17 protein-coding genes are annotated in these 12,729 nt (G+C 61.8%); 16 read left to right on the top strand and 1 reads right to left on the bottom strand.

Annotated elements, in window-relative coordinates; all coding sequences use genetic code 11:
* The first annotated feature begins 16 nt into the window (after window positions 1-16).
* From hisC to tatC, 13 genes are all read left to right on the top strand, one after another.
* Window positions 17-1,087, top strand: coding sequence for a histidinol-phosphate transaminase (gene hisC / locus P3T16_RS28700; protein WP_429344845.1), 1,071 nt, complete (start codon window positions 17-19; stop codon window positions 1,085-1,087).
* A 62-nt stretch (window positions 1,088-1,149) separates the two neighbouring features.
* Window positions 1,150-1,737 (top strand): imidazoleglycerol-phosphate dehydratase HisB, encoded by a 588-nt coding sequence (hisB, locus tag P3T16_RS28695; RefSeq protein WP_429259343.1) that lies wholly within the window; start codon window positions 1,150-1,152, stop codon window positions 1,735-1,737.
* A gap of 43 nt (window positions 1,738-1,780) precedes the next feature.
* A complete protein-coding gene (locus P3T16_RS28690) occupies window positions 1,781-2,401 on the top strand; it encodes a MarC family protein (RefSeq protein ID WP_429259344.1) in 621 nt (206 codons plus the stop codon).
* Window positions 2,398-3,039, top strand: a complete 642-nt coding sequence (gene hisH / locus P3T16_RS28685) for an imidazole glycerol phosphate synthase subunit HisH (protein WP_429344844.1) — start codon at window positions 2,398-2,400, stop codon at window positions 3,037-3,039. The genes P3T16_RS28690 and hisH overlap by 4 nt, the downstream gene beginning before the upstream one ends.
* Window positions 3,040-3,230: 191 nt before the next feature.
* Entirely contained in the window at window positions 3,231-3,983 is a 753-nt protein-coding gene (gene hisA / locus P3T16_RS28680; RefSeq protein WP_228882551.1) for a 1-(5-phosphoribosyl)-5-[(5-phosphoribosylamino)methylideneamino]imidazole-4-carboxamide isomerase, read from the top strand.
* 135 nt (window positions 3,984-4,118) lie between these two features.
* Window positions 4,119-4,895, top strand: coding sequence for an imidazole glycerol phosphate synthase subunit HisF (hisF, locus tag P3T16_RS28675; RefSeq protein WP_429344843.1), 777 nt, complete (start codon window positions 4,119-4,121; stop codon window positions 4,893-4,895).
* A complete protein-coding gene (gene hisI, locus P3T16_RS28670; protein WP_429344842.1) occupies window positions 4,892-5,299 on the top strand; it encodes a phosphoribosyl-AMP cyclohydrolase in 408 nt (135 codons plus the stop codon). Before hisF ends, hisI begins: the two co-directional genes overlap by 4 nt.
* Window positions 5,296-5,679 carry a phosphoribosyl-ATP diphosphatase gene (locus tag P3T16_RS28665; RefSeq protein WP_429259348.1) on the top strand — a complete coding sequence of 128 codons (384 nt, stop codon included), beginning with the start codon at window positions 5,296-5,298 and terminating at the stop codon, window positions 5,677-5,679. Before hisI ends, P3T16_RS28665 begins: the two co-directional genes overlap by 4 nt.
* A 71-nt stretch (window positions 5,680-5,750) precedes the next feature.
* Window positions 5,751-6,146 (top strand): DUF4870 family protein, encoded by a 396-nt coding sequence (locus P3T16_RS28660; RefSeq protein ID WP_429259349.1) that lies wholly within the window; start codon window positions 5,751-5,753, stop codon window positions 6,144-6,146.
* Window positions 6,147-6,191: 45 nt separating this feature from the next.
* The gene (locus tag P3T16_RS28655; RefSeq protein WP_429259350.1) at window positions 6,192-6,560 is read left to right on the top strand and encodes a histidine triad nucleotide-binding protein; all 369 of its coding nucleotides are present in this window, start codon (window positions 6,192-6,194) and stop codon (window positions 6,558-6,560) included.
* 306 nt (window positions 6,561-6,866) lie between these two features.
* Complete coding sequence (gene tatA / locus P3T16_RS28650) at window positions 6,867-7,103, top strand: Sec-independent protein translocase subunit TatA (RefSeq protein ID WP_429259351.1); 237 nt, start codon at window positions 6,867-6,869, stop codon at window positions 7,101-7,103.
* A 37-nt stretch (window positions 7,104-7,140) separates the two neighbouring features.
* Complete coding sequence (gene tatB, locus P3T16_RS28645; protein WP_429344841.1) at window positions 7,141-7,668, top strand: Sec-independent protein translocase protein TatB; 528 nt, start codon at window positions 7,141-7,143, stop codon at window positions 7,666-7,668.
* Between the two features lie 34 nt (window positions 7,669-7,702).
* Window positions 7,703-8,485, top strand: coding sequence for a twin-arginine translocase subunit TatC (gene tatC, locus P3T16_RS28640; RefSeq protein ID WP_429259353.1), 783 nt, complete (start codon window positions 7,703-7,705; stop codon window positions 8,483-8,485).
* A 10-nt stretch (window positions 8,486-8,495) separates the two neighbouring features.
* Here tatC and P3T16_RS28635 read toward each other — a convergent pair whose 3' ends face one another.
* Window positions 8,496-9,719, bottom strand: coding sequence for a Do family serine endopeptidase (locus P3T16_RS28635; protein ID WP_429344840.1), 1,224 nt, complete (start codon window positions 9,717-9,719; stop codon window positions 8,496-8,498).
* Window positions 9,720-9,740: 21 nt separating this feature from the next.
* Here P3T16_RS28635 and P3T16_RS28630 point away from each other — a divergent pair, with 21 nt between their 5' ends.
* The 3 genes from P3T16_RS28630 (at window position 9,741) to P3T16_RS28620 (ending at window position 12,709) form a co-directional block, all read left to right on the top strand.
* The gene (locus P3T16_RS28630; protein WP_429344839.1) at window positions 9,741-10,490 is read left to right on the top strand and encodes a Nif3-like dinuclear metal center hexameric protein; all 750 of its coding nucleotides are present in this window, start codon (window positions 9,741-9,743) and stop codon (window positions 10,488-10,490) included.
* 218 nt (window positions 10,491-10,708) lie between these two features.
* Window positions 10,709-11,329: a ubiquinol-cytochrome c reductase iron-sulfur subunit gene (petA, locus tag P3T16_RS28625; RefSeq protein ID WP_429344838.1), complete on the top strand. Its 621-nt coding sequence runs from the start codon at window positions 10,709-10,711 to the stop codon at window positions 11,327-11,329.
* On the top strand, window positions 11,330-12,709 hold the full coding sequence (locus tag P3T16_RS28620; protein ID WP_429344837.1) for a cytochrome b: 1,380 nt from the start codon (window positions 11,330-11,332) through the stop codon (window positions 12,707-12,709).
* The last annotated feature ends 20 nt before the right edge of the window (window positions 12,710-12,729 follow it).

The following is a 12,729-nucleotide window of genomic DNA, read 5'->3' as shown; positions in this document are numbered from 1 at the left end:
GCCGGCCCACCCCATCATGACGACACCACAAGACATCATTCGCCGCGACGTGCTCGCGATGACGAGCTATCCCGTGCCCGACGCCACCGGCTTCATCAAGCTGGACGCAATGGAAAATCCGTTCCCGTTGCCGCCGGTGCTGGCAGCGCACCTCGGCGAGCACCTGGCTGGCGTCGCGCTGAACCGCTATCCGGCGCCGCGTCCGGAAGCGCTGATCGAGAAGATCAAGCGCGTGATGAAGGTACCCGCCTCTTGTGACGTGCTGCTCGGCAACGGCTCGGACGAGATCATCAGCATGATTTCGATGGCGTGCGCGAATCCCGGCGCAAAGGCGCTGGCGCCGGTGCCGGGCTTCGTCATGTATCAGATGTCGGCGAAGCTGGCGCATCTGGAGTTCGTCGGTGTGCCGCTGAAGCCTGACTTCACGCTCGATGCCGAAGCGATGCTTGCTGCGATCGCTGAACATCAGCCGGCCATCATCTATCTGGCCTATCCGAACAACCCAACTGGCACGCTGTACGAGGACGCCGACATGGAGCGCATCATCGCCGCGGCGGACAAAAGCCTGGTGGTGATCGACGAGGCGTATCAGCCGTTCGCACAGCGCAGCTGGCTGCCGCGCGCTGATCAGTTCGATAACGTCGTCGTGATGCGGACCGTGTCGAAGCTGGGCCTCGCCGGAATCCGCCTTGGCTATCTGGCGGGCCGCTCCGCATGGCTTAACGAAATCGACAAGGTGCGTCCGCCGTACAACGTGAATGTGCTGACGCAGGCGGCCGCGAGCTTCCTGCTCGACCATATCGACGTGCTCGACTCGCAGGCTGCCGAACTGCGCGCCGAACGCGCGAAACTGGCCGATGCGGTTGCCGTCTTGCCGGGCGCCGAGGTGTTCCCGAGCGCCGGAAATTTCCTGCTGGTGCGCGTGCCGGACGCATCGATCCTGTTCGAGACGCTGCTGACCGCACGGGTATTGATCAAAAACGTGAGTAAAATGCATCCATTGCTGGCGAATTGTGTGCGTTTGACAGTCGGATCGGCCGAAGAAAACGCCCAGATGCTCGCCGCATTGAAGCTCGTGCTGCATTGACCGTCGGCGTCAGGCGCACATATTTTCAGCACCCATTTTCTAGCTCGATTCAAGGAATTCCCATGCGCCAGGCGGAAGTCGTTCGCAACACCAGCGAAACGCAGATCCGTGTGAAGATCAATCTGGACGGCACCGGCGTGCAGAAGCTCGCCACCGGCGTTCCGTTTCTCGACCACATGCTCGACCAGATTGCACGGCATGGGTTGTTCGATCTCGACGTCGAGGCGCATGGCGACCTGCATATCGACGACCATCACACGGTCGAAGACACCGGTATCACGCTCGGCCAGGCCGTCGCGAAGGCGATCGGCGACCGCAAGGGCATCCGTCGCTACGGCCATGCGTACGTGCCGCTGGATGAAGCGCTGTCGCGTGTCGTGATCGACTTTTCCGGTCGTCCCGGCCTCGAATTCCACGTGCCGTTCACGCGTGCACGCATCGGCACGTTCGACGTCGATCTCTCCATCGAATTCTTCCGCGGCTTCGTCAACCACGCAGGCGTGACGCTCCATATCGACAACCTCCGCGGCCTGAACGCCCATCATCAGATGGAAACGGTTTTCAAGGCCTTCGGTCGCGCGCTGCGGATGGCGTGCGAACTGGACGAACGCGCGGCGGGGCAGATTCCGTCGACCAAGGGAAGTCTGTAAGCAGACACACCGGACCGGTCGCGCCCCCGCGCGCCGGCTTGCGATGGATATCATCAAGTCGTTTATTTCGCTGCTGGCGCTGATCAATCCGGTCGGCGCCATCCCGTTCTTTTTGAGCCTCACCGCGCAGCAGTCCGACGCCGAGCGGCGCCGGACGATCCGTATCGCATCGATTTCGGTGTTCTGCGTGATCGGTGTGACGACGATGCTCGGGCAGCAGATCATCAGCTTCTTCGGCATTTCTGTGGGTTCGCTCGAAGTGGGGGGCGGCATCATCATGTTGCTGATGGCGATCAACATGCTGAACGCGCAGATCGGCAACAGCCGCTCGACGCCGGAAGAGCGCGACGAAGCCGAGCTGAAGGACAACATCGCGGTCGTGCCGCTGGCGATTCCGCTGCTCACGGGACCGGGCTCGATCAGCACGGTCATCGTCTATTCGGCTAGTTCACATCACTGGTACGACCGGGTTAGTCTTGTGGCTATCGGCGCGGTGCTCGCGGCGATCTGCTTCTTTTCGCTGCGTCTTGCTGAACCGATCGCGCGCTGGGTCGGTCGCACGGGTATCAATATCGGTACGCGGCTCATGGGTTTGATGTTGTCGGCGCTGGCGGTGGAGTTCATCGTCGACGGATTGAAGGCGTTACTGCCGAACTTGAGATGAAAACTTCAATTGCAATTGTGGATTACGGCATGGGCAACCTGCGCTCGGTGGCGCAGGCGCTGAAGAAGGCGGCCCCCGAGGCGGACGTGGCGATCGTCGAGCGTCCGGAAGCGATCCGTTCGGCTGACCGGGTCGTGCTGCCCGGCCAGGGCGCGATGCGTGACTGCATGCGCTCGCTCGGCGAATCCGGTTTGCAGGAAGCCGTGATCGAGGCGTCGCGTACGAAACCGTTGATGGGCGTGTGCGTCGGCGAGCAGATGCTGTTCGACTGGAGCGCCGAAGGCGACACGCCTGGCCTCGGGCTGATGCCGGGCAAGGTGGTGCGCTTCGAACTGGAAGGCCAGCTGCAGGACGACGGCTCGCGCTTCAAGGTGCCGCAGATGGGCTGGAACCGCGTGCGTCAGGCGCAGCCGCATCCGCTGTGGGACGGCGTGCCGGACAACAGCTTCTTCTACTTCGTGCACAGCTATTACGTGGTGCCGGACAATGCGGCACATATGGCGGGCGAAACCGTGTACGGTGTGCCTTTCACGTCGGCGGTGGCGCGGGACAACATTTTCGCGACCCAGTTTCACCCGGAAAAGAGCGCCGACGCGGGTCTGCGTGTGTACCGCAACTTCGTGCACTGGAACCCGTGAACCCTTTTGTCCTCCCTGCCGTCCAGTGCGCCTTATCCGGTGCGGACGTCGTGACATTGACCGGACCCCGGCCGATACCAGCAAGGGCGTCGAAAGACTTGTACTAAACTAGCGAGACGGCGCCGGTCCGGGCTTCCTGCCTGCATGCCAGCGCCGACATTCAACTTCTTCCCAGACAACACCCGATTGCTATGCTGCTGATTCCGGCCATCGACCTGAAAGACGGTCAGTGTGTACGCCTCAAACAAGGCGATATGGACCAGGCGACGATATTCTCCGAGGAGCCGGCGGCGATGGCCCGACATTGGGTCGACCGTGGCGCACGGCGTCTGCATCTCGTCGATCTGAACGGCGCGTTCGCCGGCAAGCCGCGAAACGAAGACGCGATCCGCGCGATCATCGAGGAAGTCGGCGGCGAGATTCCCGTCCAGCTGGGCGGCGGCATCCGCGACCTGAACACGATTGAGCGCTATCTCGACGACGGTTTGTCCTACGTCATCATCGGTACGGCGGCCGTGAAGAATCCGGGCTTCCTGCAGGACGCCTGCACGGCGTTCGGCGGCCATATCATCGTCGGGCTGGATGCGAAGGACGGCAAGGTCGCCACCGACGGCTGGAGCAAGCTGACGGGCCACGAAGTCGTGGATCTGGGCCGCAAGTTCGAAGATTACGGCTGCGAATCGATCATCTACACCGACATCGGCCGCGACGGCATGCTTCAGGGCATCAATATCGAAGCGACGGTGCGCCTTGCGCGCGCGGTCAAGATCCCGGTGATCGCAAGCGGCGGGCTGTCGAATCTCACCGATATCGAATCGCTGTGCGAAGTGGAAGACGAGGGCATCGAAGGCGTGATCTGCGGTCGCGCGATCTATTCAGGCGATCTCGATTTCGCGGCTGCGCAGACGCTCGCGGACCGGCTGCGCGAATCCGACGACGCCTGATGGCGGCGCGGTTCTCCGTGTCGTTGCTGGCGTCAGGGCGCACAGGAAACGCGCTGTGGGACGATCAGGCTTCAGGCACCCAGCCGCTCGCGGCGAGCGGCTTCACCAGCGGCATTGGCAAGAATTTGCAAGATCATGGCTCTAGCTAAACGCATCATCCCCTGTCTCGACGTCACGGCTGGACGCGTGGTCAAGGGCGTCAACTTCGTCGAGCTACGCGATGCGGGCGATCCGGTCGAAATCGCGCGTCGCTACGACGACCAGGGCGCAGACGAACTCACCTTCCTCGACATCACCGCCACGTCCGACCAGCGCGATCTGATTCTACCGATCATCGAAGCGGTGGCGTCACAGGTGTTCATTCCGCTGACGGTCGGTGGCGGCGTGCGCGCCGTCGAAGATGTGCGGCGCCTCTTGAACGCGGGCGCGGACAAGATCAGCATGAACTCGTCAGCGGTCGCGAATCCGCAGCTCGTGCGCGATGCGACGGAAAAATACGGCTCGCAGTGCATTGTCGTCGCGATTGACGCGAAACGTGTGTCGGCGGAAGGCGAAACGCCCCGCTGGGAAGTGTTCACGCATGGCGGCCGCAAGGCCACCGGGCTGGACGCGATCGAATGGGCGCGCAAGATGGCCGAACTCGGCGCGGGCGAGATACTGCTGACCAGCATGGACCGCGACGGCACGAAAAGCGGCTTCGATCTGGCGCTCACGCGCGCCGTGTCGGACGCGGTGCCGGTTTCGGTGATCGCGTCGGGCGGCGTCGGTTCGTTGCAGCATCTGGCTGACGGCATCACCGATGGCCACGCAGACGCCGTGCTGGCCGCCAGCATCTTTCACTATGGCGAACACACCGTCGGCGAAGCCAAGCGCTTCATGGCCGATCGGGGCATTTCGGTGAGGTTGACGTGAAGGCGTCCGCAGAAAGCTGGCTCGATAAGGTCAAATGGGACGCGAACGGCCTGGTGCCGGTCATCGCGCAGGAAGCGACGACGAACGATGTGCTGATGTTCGCGTGGATGAACCGCGAAGCGCTCGCCAAAACCATCGAACTCGGCCGCGCCGTGTATTTCTCGCGCTCGCGCCAGCGTCTGTGGTTCAAGGGTGAAGAATCCGGTCACGTCCAGAACGTGCATGAGGTGCGGCTCGACTGCGACGAAGATGTCGTGCTGCTGAAGGTCGAGCAGGTGTCGGGCATTGCGTGCCACACCGGCCGCCACTCGTGCTTTTTCCAGAAATTCGAAGGCTCGGCAGACGACGGAGAGTGGGTTGCCGTCGAGCCGGTGCTGAAAGACCCCGAACAGATCTACAAATGACGCAATCCCCGGCATTCACTTCATCGACGACCGATACGCTGCTGCGCCTCGCGGCCATCATCGACAGCCGCAAGGGCGGCGACCCGGATGTTTCTTACGTCTCGCGCCTGTTCCACAAGGGCGACGACGCCGTGCTGAAGAAGATTGGCGAAGAAGCGACCGAAGTCGTGCTCGCGGCCAAGGACGCGCGTCACGGCGGCGCGCCGAAGGCGCTCGTCGGCGAGGTGGCCGATCTGTGGTTTCATTGTCTTGTGATGCTGTCGCATTTCGATCTGGGCCCGGCTGAAGTGCTCGCCGAACTCGAGCGTCGCGAAGGCACGTCGGGCATTGAGGAAAAAGCGCTGCGCAAGAGCCGCGAGCGCGAGCAGAACGGCGACTAGTCTGTAGCCAGACCCGCCGTGCGTTTGTGCGCACCAGCGCCGGCCAGTTGGATTGTCAAGGAGACGCAGAGATGGAACAGTCGCAGGGCGGATATCCGCCTCCGTCTTATCAGAGCGCGACCGAAATCGATCGCCAGCGCAGCCTGCGCACGCTCACGCATATCCTGTACGGCCTCTACGCGATCTACTGGCTGACTGGCGGTCTCACCGCGCTGGTCGCTATCATCATCAATTACGTCAAACGGTCTGATGTGGCCGGGACGCCATACGAGGCGCACTTCGACTGGCAGATCCGCACCTTCTGGTGGGGCGTGCTCGGTCATGTGATCGGCATGGCGCTTTTCATCGTGCTGATCGGCGTGCCGATCCTGTGGGCAGTCGCGATCTGGATGTTGTACCGTATTATCAAAGGCTGGCTGTATCTGTATGACAACAAGCCATTAACGAATCCGCGCGCGTGGTTCTGACTGTATCCATCTTGAGGCCACCCGCGTAAGCGTTTCACTGAGACCATGAGCCACGACACTTCTAGCTGCCTTTTCTGCCGGATCGCTGCTGGCGCTATTCCCTCGACCAAAGTGCATGAGGACGACGAATTCGTCGCGTTCCGCGATATCCGTCCGGCGGCCGAAACCCATGTGCTTGTGATTCCCCGCAAGCACATCGACACGCTGTCGAACTGCACGGAAGACGACGCAGCCCTGCTTGGTAGAATGCTGGTGCTGGTCGCGCGGCTGGCGGACAAGCTGGGCGTGGCCTACACGGGCGGTGCGACCGGCTTTCGAACGGTCATTAATACCGGTCCCGGCGGCGGGCAGGAGGTGTATCACCTGCACGCGCATATTCTGGCGGGGCCGCGTCCGTGGCTGCGTATGGGTTGATGCTGGCAGAGCGTTGGCCAGAGCGGGTAACGTTGCCGGGTTGCCGGGACCAGCCGGCCGCAAACGTGCTTCGCGGCAGGATTTTGACCGCACACAATAGCGGCCGGGCAAAGGTAGCGTTCAGCATGCCGGAATGTAATAACGCCGACGTGCTGATCCATTCATAATGAAGCGCATGTGCTGCTGCCGGTTTCGGCGGTATCGTAGATGTGAGGCGCGAGCGCTTCGAATTATGCCGAGAGGCAGACGATGTTTGCCGCGGATGAGCATACAGACGACGCGGCGACGGGGTTAAGGAGAGTTTTCATGGGTTCGTTAAGTATTTGGCATTGGCTGATCGTGTTGCTGATTGTGGCGCTGGTGTTCGGCACGAAGAAACTGCGCAACATCGGCAGCGATCTGGGCGGCGCGGTAAAGGGCTTCAAGGAAGGCGTGAAGGACAGCGAAACGCCGGCCGACGCGCAGGCACGCGAGTTGCCGCGCACGGGCACCGTTGATGTCGACGCAAAGGAAAAAGCGCCGCATTCCGGCGACTCCCGCTAAATCCGCGGCAGCCCCGCACTGACGGAAAGCTCATCCCATGCTGGACCTCGGTCTAACCAAGATGGCGCTGATCGGCGTCGTCGCGCTGGTCGTTCTCGGGCCGGAGCGCCTGCCGCGCGTTGCACGCACGGCTGGCGCGCTGTTCGGGCGTGCGCAGCGTTACATCAACGACGTGAAGTCCGAAGTCACGCGTGAGATCGAGCTGGACGAACTGCGTCGCATGAAGACGGAGTTCGAATCGGCGGCGAGCAACGTCCAGACCACTATTCACGACAATCTGCGCAAGCACGAAGCCGAAGTGAATGACGCGTGGAACGCCGGTACGTCGGTATCGCCGAGCATTGCGGGCGGCGCGTCGGAATACGATGCAACTTCCGCCGACGGCACGTCCTGGCGCAGCAGCATCGCCTCCGCACCGAAGCGCAAGAACTGGCGCGTCAAGCAGACGGCCGCGCCGACGTGGTACAAGCGCGTCACGCTGCGTCGCACGCGCGTGCAGTCGGGCGCGGCGCGTGTCGCGCGGCATACACCGGTGAGCCTGCGTCGTCCGACACGCTTCTTCTGATGTCCCCTGCGAAACACTCCAACCGAGGGCCGGCGTGAGCGACCCCCAGCAAAACCAGGGCGATGCCCCTGAAGAAACCTTCATCTCGCATCTCGTCGAACTACGCGACCGCATCATCCGGGCAGGCATCTCGGTCATCGTCGTGTTTCTCGGGCTCGTCTACTGGGCGCCGGATATTTTCCGCCTGCTCGCGCGTCCGCTGATGCAGAACCTGCCGAAGGACGGCAAGATGATCGTCACCGACGTCACCGGCTCGTTTTTCGTGCCGATGAAGGTGACGATGCTCGTCGCGCTTGTGATCGCGCTGCCGGTCGTGCTGTATCAGATCTGGGCGTTCGTCGCGCCCGGGCTGTATCAACACGAGAAGAAGCTGGTGGTGCCGCTCGTCGGGAGCAGCTATGCGCTCTTTCTGTGCGGCATGGCGTTCGCGTACTTTGTCGTGTTTCCGACGATTTTTCGCGTGATGGCGCACTACAACGCGCCGCTCGGCGCGGAAATGACCACCGATATCGATAATTATCTGAGCTTCGTGCTGACGATGTTCATCGCGTTCGGCGTGACGTTCGAGGTGCCGATCGTGGTCGTGCTGCTGGTGCGCATGGGCATTCTCTCGGTCAAGAAGCTGAGGGAGATCCGTCCGTATGTGATCGTCGGCGCGTTTGTCATTTCGGCTGTTGTGACGCCACCAGACGTGTTTTCGCAGCTGATTCTGGCGATTCCGCTGATCATTCTCTACGAAGCCGGGATCATCGCCGCGCGGTTGATTGTCGGCAAGCAGCCGGTCGTGAAGGAAGAAGAAAGTACGCCGACGAGCTAGGCGGCGGGGCTCAACCCCCCTCGTCGCCCTGATCATCGCCCTGGTCCGCGGGCTGCTTTGGCGGCGGCGGGCGCTTGCCGATCATCACGTCCAGATCGAGCTCCCTGTTCTTGCGTACCAGATGAACCTTCGCGCTCGTACCCGGCTTGATCTGCGCGATCACGTTCAGAAGACGCGTCGTATCCGTGATGTCCTCACCGTTCACGTTCAGCAGGATGTCACCCGGCTTGACGCCAGCCTTGTCGGCCGGGCCGCCCTGCAGCACGCCCGCGACGATCGCGCCCGACTTCTGCTGCAGCCCGAACGACTCCGCGATCTCCGGCGTCACGTCCTGCGGCTCGACGCCGATCCAGCCGCGCGTCACCGAACCCGTCGTGATGATGCTTTCCAGCACGCTGCGCGCCGTCGAGACCGGGATCGCGAAGCCAATACCGAGCGACCCGCCCGAGCGCGAGTAGATGGCCGTATTGATGCCGAGCAGGTTGCCGTTCACGTCGACCAGCGCGCCGCCCGAGTTGCCCGGGTTGATCGCCGCATCGGTCTGGATGAAGTTTTCGAATGTGTTGATGCCGAGGTGATTGCGCCCCAGCGCGCTGACGATGCCCATCGTCACCGTCTGGCCGACGCCGAACGGGTTACCGATCGCGAGCACCACGTCGCCGACGCGCGTCTGGTCCATGCGGCCAAGCGTGATCGTCGGCAGATTGGTCATGTTGACTTTCAGCACGGCCAGATCCGTCTCAGGATCGACGCCGATCACCTTCGCGTTAGTCGTGCGGCCGTCGGCGAGCGCAATTTCGATCTGATCCGCGCCGTCCACCACGTGCTGGTTCGTTAGAATGTAACCTTCCGAACTCACGATGACACCCGAGCCAAGATTGGCCGCGGGCTGTTCCTGCTGCTTGCGGTTATTGTTCTTGTCGCCGAAGAAATAGCGGAAGAGCGGATCTTTCGCGCGCGGGTCGGGCGGAAGCGAGCCGTCCTTGCTGGAGAACACGTTGACGACCGCCGGCATGGCCTTGTACGCCGCGTCGGCGTACGAAGCCTGCGCGGAGCCACTGCCACCGCCGATGCCTGGCGCTACTTCACGCAGGGCAACGATCGGTTCGGCGAGCTGCTTGCCAAACTGGCCCTGGCGCTGCAGCCATTGCGGCTTGAGCGTCGCAATGATGAACATCAGCGCCAGCAGTACCGTTACCGCCTGGGCGAAGAACAGCCAAAAGCGTCTAAGCATCTGAAGATATTAGAGGTTTATATGGATCGGATCGAACTGGAATTGTACTTGAACAATCTTCTGCAAACCGCGAGGTTCAAGGACTATTGCCCTAATGGTCTGCAGGTTGAAGGGCGCCGCCGGATAAAAAAGATCGCGACCGGCGTGACGGCCTCCGCGGCCTTTCTGGAGGCGGCGATCGAGTGGGGCGCGGACGCCGTGTTCGTGCATCACGGCTATTTCTGGCGCAACGAAGCACCGCAGATCACGGGCCGCAAACATGGCCGCATCAAGCTGCTGATCCAGAACGACCTGAACCTGTTCGCCTACCATCTGCCGCTCGACGACCATCCGGAATTCGGCAACAACGCGCAACTCGGCGCAAAAATGGGCTGGATCGCCGACGACGCCCGCTTTGGCGACACCGACCTCGGCTGGCTCAGTACGCTACCTACGCCCGTCACGCTCGCGCACTTCACCGCGCAGGTCGAGCAGACGCTCGGCCGCACGCCGCTTGTGCTTGGCGACCCGGACCGCGATCTGCGGCGCGTCGCGTGGTGCACGGGCGCCGCGCAAAGCTATTTCGACGCCGCGATCGACGCCGGCGCCGACGTGTTCCTCACAGGCGAAGTCTCCGAGTCGACCACGCACACGGCAGCCGAAAGCGGCGTGGCGTTCCTCGCGGCCGGCCATCACGCGACCGAGCGTTTCGGCGTTCAGGCAGTCGGCGCGCATTTGTCCGAGACATTCGATCTCGAGCATCTCTTTATCGATATCCATAATCCGGTCTGACATTTCAGGCAATTAGTGAACAAAAAGGCTGGATAACGGAGGGAGCGCTTAAGAAACCGCATAAAAAAGTTTGCGATTCGTGCGGGAATACCCTGATTTATCAAAGACTTCGCACGCTTTTTGGTATTCGGCCCTTGTAAATGCCGACTCCATTCGAGCAAACTAGCGGCGGTAGAACCGGCTTGACGGAAAAATCCAACTCAGAAGTGGGGCGTGTGATGCGAGACAAGGAAGATGAACGCGTCGACGGCAGCCGTCGTACCTGGCTGATTGCGACGACCGTAGCAGGTGGCGTAGGAGGAGTTGCCACTGTAGTGCCCTTTGTTAGTTCGTTTGCACCATCTGAAAAGGCCAAGGCGGCTGGCGCCCCGGTCGAAGTCGATATCAGCAACCTGAAGCCCGGCGACATGATGACCGTGGCATGGCGTGGCAAGCCGGTGTGGATCATCAACCGCACCGACAAGATGCTCGCCGACGTTAAAAAAGCCGATCAGGAAGTCGCTGACCCGGACAGCAAGAAACCCTTCACGATGGCGGAGCCGGATTACTGCAAGAACGAATTCCGCGCCCGCGCTGACCGCAAGAACATCTTCGTCGCCGTCGCTGTGTGCACCCATCTGGGCTGCACGCCGACGCCACGCTTCCAGGAGGGGGCGCAGCCCAGTCTTCCCGACGACTGGCCTGGTGGCTTCCTGTGCCCGTGCCACGGTTCGACCTATGACATGGCCGGCCGCGTCTTCAAGAACAAACCTGCTCCGCAAAACCTCGACATTCCGCCCTATATGTTCACGTCGGCGAATCAGCTCGTGATCGGCAAGGACGAGAAAGGAGAAGCGTAAATGGCGATCGAACACGAAGTGGGGACGACCGGGCTGGCCGGCTGGATCGACCGCCGTTTTCCGATGACGGCGGCATGGAAGAAGCACGTCTCCGAGTACTACGCGCCGAAGAACTTCAACTTCTGGTATTTCTTCGGCTCGCTGGCGCTGCTGGTGCTGGTGAACCAGATCGTCACAGGTATTTTCCTGACGATGAACTACAAGCCCGACGCGACGCTCGCGTTCTCGTCGGTCGAGTACATCATGCGCGAGGTGCCGTGGGGCTGGCTGATCCGCTATATGCACTCGACGGGCGCGTCGATGTTCTTCGTCGTCGTGTATCTGCACATGTTTCGCGGGCTGCTTTACGGCTCGTACCGCAAGCCGCGCGAACTCGTGTGGATCTTCGGTTGCGCGATTTTCCTGAGCCTGATGGCCGAGGCGTTCTTCGGCTACCTGCTGCCGTGGGGCCAGATGTCGTTCTGGGGCGCGCAGGTGATCGTGAACCTGTTCTCGGCGATTCCGTTTATCGGGCCGGATCTGTCGCTGTGGATTCGCGGTGATTACGTCGTGTCGGACGTCACGCTGAACCGTTTCTTCGCGTTTCACGTGGTCGCCATTCCGCTGGTGCTGATCGGGCTGGTGATCGCTCACATCGTGGCGCTGCATGAAGTGGGCTCGAACAATCCGGACGGAATCGAGATCAAGGCGAAGAAGGACGCGAACGGCAAACCGATCGACGGCATCCCGTTCCATCCGTACTACTCCGTCCACGATTTTCTTGGCGTCGCCGTGTTCCTGTTAATCTTCGCCGCGATCCTCTTTTTCGCGCCGGAGATGGGCGGGTACTTCCTCGAGGCGAATAACTTCGTCCCGGCGAATCCGCTGCAGACGCCGCCGGAAATCGCGCCGGTGTGGTACTTCACCGCGTTCTACGCGATGCTGCGCGCCACCACCGATCCGTTCAAGATCGTCCTGATGGTCGTGATCGCGTTGCTCGGCCTGCTCGCGCTGGTACGGGCGCGCGGCACGTGGAAGCTCGGCCTGCCGGTGCTCGCCGTGCTCGTGATCCTGGCGATGGCGTTCACCGAGTCGAAGTTCTGGGGTGTCGTGGTGATGGGAACGGCGGTGGTGTCGCTGTTCTTCCTGCCGTGGCTCGACCAGTCACCGGTGAAATCGATCCGCTACCGGCCGTTCTTTCACAAGGTGTTTTACGGGATCTTCGTGCTGGCGTTCCTGACGCTGGGCTTCCTTGGAACGAAGCCGCCATCGCCCGCATCGACGCTGATCGCGCAGATCTGTGCACTGATTTACTTTGCGTTCTTCCTCGGCATGCCGTTCTGGACACGGCTCGGACGGTTTAAACAGCCGCCCGAACGGGTCCGGTTCAAGCCTCACTAACGCGCGCCAGGAGAACCCAC

The organism is Paraburkholderia sp. GAS42 (genome assembly GCF_050436565.1).
Taxonomy (GTDB): Bacteria; Pseudomonadota; Gammaproteobacteria; order Burkholderiales; family Burkholderiaceae; genus Paraburkholderia.
The sequence above is the reverse complement of the archived record's forward strand: the minus strand, read 5'-3'. Positions and strand labels throughout refer to the sequence as shown.